Annotated in this window: 11 protein-coding genes; 4 read left to right on the top strand and 7 right to left on the bottom strand. The window is 41.2% G+C overall.

The features are described 5' to 3' along the window. The first annotated feature begins 83 nt into the window (after positions 1-83). Both NST62_RS06430 and NST62_RS06425 read left to right on the top strand, forming a co-directional pair. Positions 84-410, top strand: coding sequence for a DUF485 domain-containing protein (locus tag NST62_RS06430; RefSeq protein WP_342463235.1), 327 nt, complete (start codon positions 84-86; stop codon positions 408-410). Further along, positions 407-1,951: a sodium/solute symporter gene (locus NST62_RS06425; protein WP_141602496.1), complete on the top strand. Its 1,545-nt coding sequence runs from the start codon at positions 407-409 to the stop codon at positions 1,949-1,951. Before NST62_RS06430 ends, NST62_RS06425 begins: the two co-directional genes overlap by 4 nt. Positions 1,952-2,057: 106 nt before the next feature. Here NST62_RS06425 and NST62_RS06420 read toward each other — a convergent pair whose 3' ends face one another. The 3 genes from NST62_RS06420 to parE all read right to left on the bottom strand — a co-directional run bounded on the left by NST62_RS06420 (position 2,058) and on the right by parE (position 7,498). Beyond that, positions 2,058-2,960 carry an EamA family transporter gene (locus tag NST62_RS06420; RefSeq protein WP_141602495.1) on the bottom strand — a complete coding sequence of 301 codons (903 nt, stop codon included), beginning with the start codon at positions 2,958-2,960 and terminating at the stop codon, positions 2,058-2,060. A gap of 117 nt (positions 2,961-3,077) precedes the next feature. Then, a complete protein-coding gene (gene parC / locus NST62_RS06415; protein WP_141602494.1) occupies positions 3,078-5,525 on the bottom strand; it encodes a DNA topoisomerase IV subunit A in 2,448 nt (815 codons plus the stop codon). Then, on the bottom strand, positions 5,525-7,498 hold the full coding sequence (parE, locus tag NST62_RS06410; protein ID WP_141602493.1) for a DNA topoisomerase IV subunit B: 1,974 nt from the start codon (positions 7,496-7,498) through the stop codon (positions 5,525-5,527). The genes parC and parE overlap by 1 nt, the downstream gene beginning before the upstream one ends. Before the next feature lie 384 nt (positions 7,499-7,882). Here parE and plsY point away from each other — a divergent pair, with 384 nt between their 5' ends. Both plsY and NST62_RS06400 read left to right on the top strand, forming a co-directional pair. Next, positions 7,883-8,485, top strand: a complete 603-nt coding sequence (gene plsY / locus NST62_RS06405; protein ID WP_141602492.1) for a glycerol-3-phosphate 1-O-acyltransferase PlsY — start codon at positions 7,883-7,885, stop codon at positions 8,483-8,485. Positions 8,486-8,509: 24 nt separating this feature from the next. Then, on the top strand, positions 8,510-8,800 hold the full coding sequence (locus NST62_RS06400; RefSeq protein ID WP_141602491.1) for a HesB/YadR/YfhF family protein: 291 nt from the start codon (positions 8,510-8,512) through the stop codon (positions 8,798-8,800). A gap of 39 nt (positions 8,801-8,839) precedes the next feature. On the opposite strand, the gene NST62_RS06395 is transcribed toward NST62_RS06400, so the two are convergent. The 4 genes from NST62_RS06395 to NST62_RS06380 all read right to left on the bottom strand — a co-directional run bounded on the left by NST62_RS06395 (position 8,840) and on the right by NST62_RS06380 (position 11,376). Further along, positions 8,840-9,208, bottom strand: a complete 369-nt coding sequence (locus tag NST62_RS06395) for a hypothetical protein (RefSeq protein ID WP_141602490.1) — start codon at positions 9,206-9,208, stop codon at positions 8,840-8,842. Between the two features lie 125 nt (positions 9,209-9,333). After that, positions 9,334-9,567, bottom strand: a complete 234-nt coding sequence (gene tlp, locus NST62_RS06390) for a small acid-soluble spore protein Tlp (protein WP_141602489.1) — start codon at positions 9,565-9,567, stop codon at positions 9,334-9,336. Positions 9,568-9,640: 73 nt separating this feature from the next. Beyond that, complete coding sequence (locus NST62_RS06385) at positions 9,641-10,552, bottom strand: VanW family protein (RefSeq protein ID WP_141602488.1); 912 nt, start codon at positions 10,550-10,552, stop codon at positions 9,641-9,643. Positions 10,553-10,725: 173 nt separating this feature from the next. Then, entirely contained in the window at positions 10,726-11,376 is a 651-nt protein-coding gene (locus NST62_RS06380; RefSeq protein ID WP_141602487.1) for a glycoside hydrolase domain-containing protein, read from the bottom strand. Between the last annotated feature and the right edge of the window lie 2 nt (positions 11,377-11,378).

Genomic DNA, 11,378 nt, shown 5'->3' with positions numbered 1-11,378 from the left:
AAAATGGGTATTGTAAAATTCTTAAGCAAGAATTTTACGGACATGAAGCAGCAAAATCGTTCAAATCTAAAGGGGGTATGTTTATGGAGAAAAAAGGCGGTAAACTAATTGATTATGAAAAAATCGCCAAAATGGAATCGTTCAGACAGTTATCCAGAAAGAAAAATGCTTTCCTCTGGACGATGACAGTCATTTTCTTTGTACTTTATATGTTGCTACCAGTACTGACATCTTACACAAAAATTTTGCATCAAAAAGCAATTGGGGAAATTACTTGGGTATGGTTCTATTCTTTTGGTCTTTTCATCATGGTTTGGGGACTGGCACACTTTTATGTAGGAAGAGCCAACAAATTTGACAAAGAAGCAAAAGAAATCATAGAAGAATATGAAAGAGGTGCTGGTCAATGAGTCTAACATCGATTGTAATGTTCTTGGCTATTGTCGTAGTAACATTGTACATCACTTATTGGGCTTCAAAACGAACTACTACTGCAAGTGATTTCTACACTGCCGGAGGCGGCCTAAAAGGCTGGCAAAATGGACTTGCTATTTCGGGGGATTATCTGTCTGCTGCTTCATTCTTGGGGATCGCCGGTTCCGTTGCATTATACGGATATGACGGTTTCTACTTCTCTATCGGTTACCTTGTAGCGTATTTGGTTGTGTTATACATCGTTGCCGAACCATTGCGCAACCTTGGGAAGTTTACATTGGCTGATATGATCACAGCGCGCTTTGAAATGGCAAAAGTTCGTGGAGCGGCTGCTTTGAGTACAATCGTTATCGTATTGTTCTACATGATCGCCCAGCTTGTAGGTGCAGGTGCACTAATTCAATTATTATTCGGTATTCCTTATTGGGTGTCTGTATTAATCGTGGGCGTCATGATGACAATCTACGTATTATTCGGCGGAATGACTGCTACATCTTGGGTGCAAATTATTAAAGCTGTATTATTAATGTTTGGTACTGTAGTTATTTCATTCCTTGTTTTATTAAAATTCGATTTCAGTATTTTCAGAATGTTCTCAGAAATGGCTACTGCCACTGATGCTGGAGAGGCATATTTAAATCCAGGTTTGTTATATACAAACGGCATTAATACAATTTCTACATTATTAGCGTTAGTTTTGGGTACAGCTGGTTTGCCACACATTCTAATGCGTTTCTTTACAGTTAAAGATGCTCAAACTGCACGTTCATCCGTAATTTGGGCTACTTGGATTGTAGGTATCTTCTATGTGTTGACAATTTTCTTAGGCTTCGGCGCGGCAGCATTCGTTGGTAAAGACACAATCGTTGCTGCAAACCCTGCCGGTAACATGGCGGCACCATTGCTTGCCGAAGAATTAGGCGGAGATATACTATTTGCTTTCGTTTCAGCCGTTGCGTTCGCGACAATTTTGGCGGTAGTTGCCGGTCTCGTACTTTCCGGTGCTTCTGCTTTATCCCATGACATTTATGGTCAGATTATCAAAAAAGGCAAAATTACTGAAAAACAACAAGTGATGGCGGCACGTATCGGTTCATTAGTGATCTCTGTAATTTCCATTTTACTTGCTTTGGGAGCACAAACATTAAACGTAGCGTTCCTTGTATCATTGGCATTCTGTATTGCAGCTTCTGCCAACTTGCCAGTAATCATTTATACAATTTACTGGAAACGTTTCAATTCAAATGGAGCTGTATGGGCGATTATCGGTGGATTAATTACTGCTTTAGTCATGGTGGCAGTATCACCGAACGTATGGAATCCAGAGCCTGGTAAAGCAATTTTCGTAGGTACGCCATTGGTAACATTAACGAACCCTGCTATCATTTCTGTACCAGTCGGCTTCATCTGCGGATGGCTTGGCACAATATTATCTAGAGAAGCTGACGTTGTAAAATACAACGAAGTTGAAGTTCGCGCTCAAACTGGCATTTCCGTAAACGAAGTATCCCATTAATTCACTTACATTCATCCTTCAACCCTATAAATACATTTTCCTTGAGTAGCAAGTACTCAAGGATTTTTTTGCATTCAAAGAGGGGCAATCGCCCTCCCCCACTTCCCTACTCTCTCGATAAAATTACAATGGTCAATAAGATCAACAATGAACCAATCCAATCAATCCAGCCAAAAGAGACCCCTAAAAAAATCACCGATGTTAACGCGGCAGATAACGGTTCAGCACAAGCAAGCAAACTCGTTTCATAAGCCTTTAAATATTTTAAGCTATCCAAATAAAAATAAAAGGAAAGAACCGTTCCGCAAATAACGACAAATAAAAAAGCAAAATTCGTTATGAAATACCATTGACCTTCAAATTGCCATGGAGCCCTGATTAGACTGAAAAGAATGCCTCCTACAACCATTCCCCAACCAATCGTGATAAAGGAACCCCATTTTTTTAATAAAGGAATCGGAAAAATGGTGTAAAACGCCAAACCAAAGGCCGATAAAATTCCCCAGATGAACGCCTGTTTTGAAATTGTTAAAGATTCAACATTTCCATGGGTTACAAGCAAAAATGTTCCGAATAAAGCGGAAAACACCGCCAACAATTCTCTTAATGTCGGCAACCGTTTGGCAAGGACGATATAGTACATCGTCACCAGTCCAGGGCCCAAGTATTGCAAAACTGTTGCGGTTGCAGCATTACCGTGGGCAATGGCTGCCAAATATGTATATTGGACGCCGATCATCCCAATAACGCCGAAAATCACTAAACGCACTGCATCGTTTTTCTGTTTCCACACTTCAAAAATGTGGTTTCCTTCTTTTTTATATGCAATGCTTAATAATAAGGAGCCGGCAAGCAGCAGCCGACAAGTGGTGAACCATTCAGTATTGATTTTCAGCTGTTGGAACATGTATTGGGAAACGGTACCGGAAATTCCCCAAAACAATGCAGCCAAAATAACGAAGAAGATCCCTTTTGAACGATCTTCCATGGACCAAATCAATTTTCCCATCACGACTCCCCCAGATATCCATATCAGAATAGTAATCTTTTTTATTTATCTTTTCAATAAAGAAGAAAGGAGGGTGTCTAGAAAGGCAACATCTTTCCGGACACCCTCTGCTAATTGCTATTCTTCCTGATCTTCCCGTTGAGGATGGAGTATTTTCACAAACAATAATTCGCCATCCGTATCAATATCAAGTTTCAAAGAACCGTTTGAATAACGGTCTGCCCGTGCAAGGTTTGCAACCTCAATCGACTCTTGAACTTGTTTTTTCGTCGCCAATAACACCTGGTCGTCCTCATTTACGACTGATACGTTAAAGATCCGATGAGGGTTCTTTTTCAATTCCTTTAAAATGACGAGCCCACGTTTTGCCCTGCCGCTTCGTTCAATTTCAGATAAGCTCATTCGTTTAATGGCCCCTCGGTGAGTCACAACAATCAAATCCGGTTGCGAATCTGCATCAATGACATTGACAGCTGCCAAAACATCTCCATCTTTCAAATTGATTCCTTTAACGCCGCCTGTTTTAATACCGGTTACCGGAATTTCATCCATATTAAACCGGACAGTGTAGCTCAAATAGGATGTCAGAATGATTTCCTTTCCAGGTGTCACCAGGAAGGCAAACATCATCTCATCATCATTTTTCAAATTCATCGTCTTGATTGGCTTGGAGTAGCGGGTCACTTGATATTCGGCAAGTTTTGTGAGTTTTACTTGTCCGTGTTTTGATGCTGTCAGAACAAACTTGTTTTCATCATCGAAGTTTTCAACTCCTACCGCACCAATGACTTTCTCGCCTTCTTCAATCGGAACAATGCTGGAAATGTGCTGACCCAGGTCTTTCCATCGAATTTCCGGCAATTCATATACCGGCTGATAAATATAATTTCCCTTGTTTGTAAAGATTAAAAGATGATGCTGCGTATTTAATGTGTTTTCAAACAACAAATAATCCGATTCTTTCATCGCAAAATCTTCCGGATTTGAGGCGGCATAGGAACGGAGGCTTGTCCGTTTTACATAGCCGTCTTTTGTCACTGTCACTACAAAATCCTCGCTCGGAATCAGCACTTCAAGGGATACTTTGATTTCTTTCACTTTTTCCTGGATTGTTGATCGGCGCGGCTCTTCAAACTTTTTGCGCAATTCCAGGATTTCTTTTTTGATGACTTTAATCAGCTCTTTTTCGCTGCTTAATATTTTTGTAAGTTTTTCCGTTGTTTTTTGAAGTTCCTCATGTTCTTTTTGCAGCTGTGTAATATCTGTATTCGTTAAACGGTAAAGCTGCAAGTTCACAATGGCTTCCGCCTGTTCTTCCGTAAATTGGAACTTCATTTGCAAATTGTTTTTTGCATCCTTTTTATTCTTGGAAGAACGAATCGTTTGAATCACATCATCCAAAATTGATAACGCTTTGATTAAACCTTCAACGATATGTAACCGGTTCTTTGCCTTTTGAAGGTCGTATTTCGTTCTTCTTGTTACGACGTCCTTTTGGTGGTCGATATACGCGTCCAACATCAATGGGAGCGTCATCATGGTCGGACGGCGATTATGGATGGCAATCATATTAAAGTTATATGTGATTTGCAGATCGGTATTTTTATATAAATAATTTAAAATTGCTTCTCCGTCCACATCTTTCTTCAGCTCGATGACAATCCTGAGTCCCGCAGTACGGTCGGATTCGTCGCGCACTTCCGCAATGCCTTCCAATCGTTTGTCGAATCGCATTTCATCAATTTTTTTAACAAGTTGCGCTTTATTGACATCATATGGGATTTCGGTAATGACAATTTGTTCTTTTCCGCCTTTGATCGGTTCAATCGTTGCTTTGGAGCGGATGATGATTTTTCCTCTGCCCGTTTCATAGGCTTTTTTAATACCGTCCACGCCTTCAATGATGGCGCCGGTCGGGAAATCCGGACCTTTGATCACCGTCATCAAATCATCCACTGTACAATCCGGATTGTCAAGACGCATCAGCACGCCGTCCAATACCTCCGACAAATTGTGGGGAGGAATATCTGTCGCGTAACCTGCGGAAATTCCTGTAGCTCCGTTGACAAGCAGGTTTGGAAGCTTTGACGGAAGCACGGTCGGTTCGACGTCCTGGTCATCAAAGTTTGGCACAAAATCAACGGTTTCCTTATCGATATCTTTCAGCATTTCGGCTGCAATCGCGGAAAGGCGGGCTTCCGTATAACGCATCGCAGCAGGAGGGTCGCCATCAACCGAACCGTTGTTTCCATGCATTTCGATTAACGGATATCGCGCTTTCCAATCTTGGCTGAGCCGCACCATCGCTTCATAAACGGATGAATCCCCATGAGGATGGTAGTTCCCGATTACATTTCCGACCGTTTTGGCCGATTTGCGGAACGGTTTGTCATGGGTATTCCCATCCCTGTACATTGCATATAGGATTCTTCGCTGTACCGGTTTTAAGCCATCCCGGGCATCCGGAATCGCCCGGTCCTGGATAATATATTTACTGTAACGGCCAAAGCGGTCACCGATTACGTCTTCTAATGTCAATTCGTGAAATCGTTCGGTTAGCGCCATTATTCATCCTCCTTATATTCGATAAAGTCGGGCACCAATGTATTTGTATCTTCTTCCATGCCAAAATCGACATTGGCTTCAATCCATTTACGGCGCGGCTCCACTTTATCGCCCATCAATGTCGTCACACGACGTTCCGCACGGGCGCCGTCTTCGATGGTAACCCGAATCAGCGTTCTTGTTTCAGGGTTCATCGTCGTCTCCCAAAGCTGGTCCGCATTCATTTCTCCAAGACCTTTATAGCGCTGGATGACGTATCCTTTCCCCACTTTTTTGATTTTTTCCTGCAATTCACGTTCCGTCCAGGCATATTCAACGATCTCGTTTCTTCCGCTGCCTTTTGATACTTTATACAGCGGCGGCAAAGCCAAATATACTTTTCCCGCTTCAATCAACGGACGCATGTAGCGATAGAAAAATGTCAAAAGAAGCACTTGTATATGGGCGCCATCGGTATCCGCATCGGTCATAATGATGATTTTATCGTAAGCCGCATCCTCGATATTGAAATCCGGACCGACTCCGGCACCGATCGTATGAATGATGGTGGAAATTTCCTCATTTTTCATAATATCGGTAAGTTTTGCCTTTTCTGTATTAATGACTTTTCCACGTAAAGGCAAAATCGCCTGAAATGTCCGATCCCTTCCCTGTTTCGCCGATCCTCCCGCTGAATCTCCCTCCACAAGGAACAATTCATTCTTTTTCGGATTTCGGGATTGGGCAGGTGTCAATTTTCCAGAAAGAATCGTTTTTGCCTTTTTCCCTTTTTTGCCGCTGCGCGCTTCTTCCCTCGCTTTTCTTGCCGCTTCCCGGGCCTGCGAAGCGCGTATCGCTTTACGGACGAGATTTGCGGATAATTCGGCATTTTCTTCTAAAATGTAAAGCAATTTTTCAGACAACACGGATTCTACAGCCGTACGGGCTTCCGGCGTTCCAAGCTTGCTTTTTGTCTGGCCTTCGAACTGCAGCAATCTTTCCGGTATACGCACGGAAACAATGGCAGAAAGCCCTTCGCGGATATCGGTGCCTTCCAGATTTTTATCCTTTTCTTTTAGCAATCCGACTTTTCGGGCGTATTCATTGAAAATTCTCGTCAATGCCGCTTTGGCGCCCGTTTCATGAGTCCCTCCGTCACGGGTGCGGACATTGTTTACGAAGGAAAGGATCGTTTCGGAATAACCATCATTATATTGAAAAGCGAATTCCACTTCGATTTCATCGTGAGTCCCTTCCACATATTTCACCGGATGAATGACATCCTTTTCTTCATTCAAATATTCAACAAATGATTGAATCCCGTTTTCATAATAGAAAACTTCCCGTTTGCCTTCTTCCCGTTCATCAATCAATTCCATTTTCAATCCCTTTAAAAGGAAAGCGGATTCCCGCAATCGCTCTGCGAGAATATCATAATTAAATTTCGTGCTTGAAAAAAGCGTCTCATCCGGCAAAAAATGAACAAGCGTTCCGGTTTCGTTTGTTTTTCCGATCACTTCAAGGGTTGTTACAGGTTGTCCGCCGTTTTCAAATCGTTGTCGGTGGATGAGACCGTCCCGATAGATAGTGACTTCGAGAAATTTTGAAAGGGCATTCACAACGGAAGATCCCACACCGTGAAGCCCGCCGCTTGTTTTGTATCCCCCTTGTCCGAATTTGCCTCCGGCATGGAGAACGGTGAAAATAATTTCAGGTGTAGGTTTTCCCAATTTATGCATGCCCGTTGGAATTCCCCGTCCAAAATCCCGCACGCTGATGGAATTATCTTCATGAATTTTGACAATGATATGTGAACCAAAGCCAGCAAGCGCTTCATCTACCGCATTGTCGACAATTTCGAAAACGAGGTGATGAAGACCTCTGCTGTCAGTGGAGCCAATATACATGCCTGGTCGTTTCCGTACTGCTTCCAAGCCTTCCAATACTTGTATGGCATCAGCATCATATTTTAGTTCTGGTTGATTGATTGCCAAATGAAACCCCTCCAAATACAAACATCTGTTCTCTAATCGTACTTAGAATATATGTTCTTGTCAATATATAGTACATTTAACAGCTTTATCATTTTAACAAATCATTTCAAATAAATAAAAAACAAGTTTCTTTATTTTTAATTGAAAATACTTCGAAAACCATCCGTTAAACGTTTTTTATTCCGCTTGGTACATCATATATAATAAATGAAAATATTTCTTTCATTCCCGATAAGTAGTTTAATTTCCTTCTTGATTAAACAATTTTTTATCAGATATTTTTTCCGATGCCAAAAAAGTGAAAAGACTCTTTTTCTAATTAAGAAAAAAGTGTAAAATGATTATCGCTGAAAACAAAACGTTTAAATTGAAAGGAATCTTGATATGGTAAATGTATTAGCAATTCTTTGCGCTTATTTGATCGGTTCGATTCCGTCCGGTTTATGGATCGGAAAAATTTTTTATAAAACGGATATCCGCGAACACGGCAGCGGAAACCTGGGTGCAACCAATACATTCCGGGTGCTTGGTAAAAAAGCGGGCATAGTTGTGACGATTATGGATATTTTAAAAGGAACCATCGCAACCTTGTTGCCGATCATGCCTTATTTTAGCGACACAGTTGTACATCCTCTTATTTTAGGGGCGGTTGCAGCTTTTGGCCATATGTTCCCTATTTTCGCCGGTTTCCGCGGCGGGAAAGCGGTTGCCACATCCGGCGGAGTGCTATTAGGCTATTCATGGCCATTTTTTGTACTACTTGTCATCGGTTTTTTAATCTCGCTAAAAATCACGAAAATCGTCAGCCTGTCCTCAATGGTTGTTTCTGTCATAGCAGTTATCTACAGTATTATATATTGGATTGTCACAGGTGATTATGCATTATTTATTTTAGTAGTCATATTGGCAAGCTTTATTTTCTATCGTCATCGTTCCAATATCAAACGCATTCGGGAAGGTACAGAACCGAAAGTGAAATGGCTATAAGATTCTTGTGAATGGAGGTTAAAAATGAAAATTGTTATTACAGACGAAGCGCTAACTTGGTTTAAAGAAGAAATGGAAGTAGAACATGGCGACTATATCCGTTTTTATGCCCGTTATGGAGGATGTTCCCCGTTTCATGAATCCTTTTCCCTTGGAATGAACCGGGAAAAGCCTCACGATATCGGGGTTGAAACAGTCGTAGACGGCATCCATTTCTTTATCGAAAAAGATGATGAATGGTTTTTTAATGATCATGATTTGCATGTTTCCGTCGATCCGAAAACGGAAGAATTGCTATATGAATATAAAAAGTAAAAAAGGAAGTGGAAAGATGGAAGCCACTTCCTTTTTTTATTAAAATTTCTCTACATCAATCACATGTTTATCATATCCAAGAGCGACAACCATATCATTGTAGGCAACCAATACTTCCCGATACAACACATTGATTTTTTCCGCGTTCACTTCCCCGTCATCTTCATAACGGGCTGGATCGAATTGGCTGCTGAATTCATCCAATTTCACTTTTAAATGATCCACTTCTTTTGATTGTCTCGCCTCTTCGCTTGCATATGTATAAACATTGAATGAATGCTGGTTGGCCGTAAATTTCTCGATTAATTCCGTACGCTTGCTGCCTTTTTTTGTAGCAACTTTTCTTAATTGTTTCACCAAATCCATGACATTGCGGCTTTGGTTGACAAGTGTTTCAACCATGTTCATTGATAACCCCTCCCCGACATACTCCAGCTTCCATTCGTATTTATATCAAAATTTGGTCAATATTTATTATAAAAAAACAAAAAATGATTGCAACAAAAAAAGAAACTGGCTTTGCGCCAGTTTCTTTATACTTCGCCCTTTTCACGGGCAGCATATTCTTCTTTAATTTCTTTGCGGAAACCTTCAATCGCTTTTCGGCGACGTTCATTTTTGGCTCTGATTTTTTCTTTTTCTTCCGGACCTGCAAACTCCATGCTTGCTTCGGCTTCATGAATATTTTCTATCGTATTTTGCACCATTTTTTGCAATTTTTCCACATTATCGGAACGATCGTCCGGATTTGGTCTGCGATTTGGCATTTCACTTTCCTCCTCCTTTATAGTTTCGATAATAGTTTGGATGAAGGGAGAGGAATTATGTGATGAATTATTATCATGGTTGTTCAATTTCCGCCAATTCATTTTTTAACAAATCTGCATATTCTTTCGAAGTTCTGATTTCGACGGTAATTGAACCAGGCCTGTAATAGGTTTGGATGACAAATGGAACACCCGTTGCATTCCGAAATTGAAAATCAAGGCCGCCAAAGGAAACCGTCGCGTCCCTGCCTTTTGGAACATATCCGACATCCATCGAATGATGATGCCGTTCCAGAATCTCAACGGGCAGTTTGTCGACAGCGTTAAAAAGTGTTGAAGATGTTTGGCAAACACCTCCTCCAATCCCCATCACCTTTTTCCCATTGACGATTTCCGGCGCCATTTGGTAACCTTCAGCAATTTCCCTTGGTCCTACAACGGAATTGAAAGAAAATTTATCGCCGCTGCCGACGATGACATTATGGATGGCCGCAGCAGAAAGCTCGATATTTTTGCTTCTGCCTTCCTGATTGGGATTAAAGAAAGTTGTATAGGAAGCCAAAACCACCTCTTTCAAATGAGGCACATCCGACTTACGATAATTGCTTTCGGTCACTTTTAAAGGAATTTCGATTTTTCCGCCTGTAAAGGAGAGTTGCAAAATTTTTTCTATGAAAAGAGGCGTATTGATTTCAATTTTTGGGGAGCCTTTAATAATCTCTCCGTTCGAGTCGATTCGGTCAAGGATCATTTCCTTTCGATAATTCGGCTGAATTTCTTCGGCCCAACGTTCCATTTCCCTTTTCAAGATTGTCAAATCGTACTCAATCCAATAATCATAAGGATTGATTGTAAAAATTACTTCTTTGCTGTAAGGATCAAGTATGTCAATTTTGTCGGAATGCAATAAATCAAAATTTGCCGACATTCCATCCGATGGTGTTATGACAATCAATATTAGAAAAGTAAGTACTATTTTTCTCATCAATGGCAACACAACCTAATGAACTATTTTTTTGTATTGTTCCCGAATTTAGTCGACTCATGCAAAAAGGAGGCGTTATTTCATACGCCTCCTAAGAATAATATCCATCCTTTTTCGACACTCTAAAAATCGGTACTGATCTTCAGAATTTTTGTAAACCTAGTTTACTAATGTCAATATAGCATCTCAAACAAACGGCTATCCGCAAGATTTGTATCGATTGGACAGATTTTCGAATCCCTGCCGTACTGCCAAATCCACACGTTGGCTTCACAAGGCACTTTGGCCGGATTGAATTTTGGAGCAAACTGCGCTTTTGAAACGCCCGGATCCGGTTCCGCACTCCAGAGAATGGCTTGAGTGGCAACCATCTGATCTTGGCTGACCGCTTCACAATATGCTTTCGCAAAATTTCCTTCTGTCGGATCGTGATAAAAACCCGGTTTAAAGTCCGTATTATACATGTAATAGACATAACCACGAATCCAATTGCTATCCACTTCAAAGAAACGTTCAACATTGGCGAATATCGGAGTGCCTTTCCGGATTCCCAGTCTTTTGGCATGATAGGATGCGAACATGGCCACCATCCGTCCTTCATTTTCTCCCACCGCTTTTTTGAAATCATTGTAAATTGGAAGCAATTTTGTGCCGCTGTTGTGCAAAAGTTCGATTTCTTCACGGTCCAAACCGTCAGAAGCCCCTTCGACCCGGGTCAAATACCTGCCCCAAAATTCCGGTTTTCCGTAATTGTTTAACACACAATTGTACAAGTCCGCCGTCACTTTTTGCGATGAATCAACACCCCAATGATAAGCAGCCACTT

The sequence above is a fragment of the Ureibacillus sp. FSL K6-8385 genome (assembly GCF_038593155.1).
In the GTDB taxonomy this organism is placed as follows: Bacteria; Bacillota; Bacilli; order Bacillales_A; family Planococcaceae; genus Ureibacillus; species Ureibacillus terrenus.
This window is presented reverse-complemented; position numbering and strand designations above follow the sequence as displayed.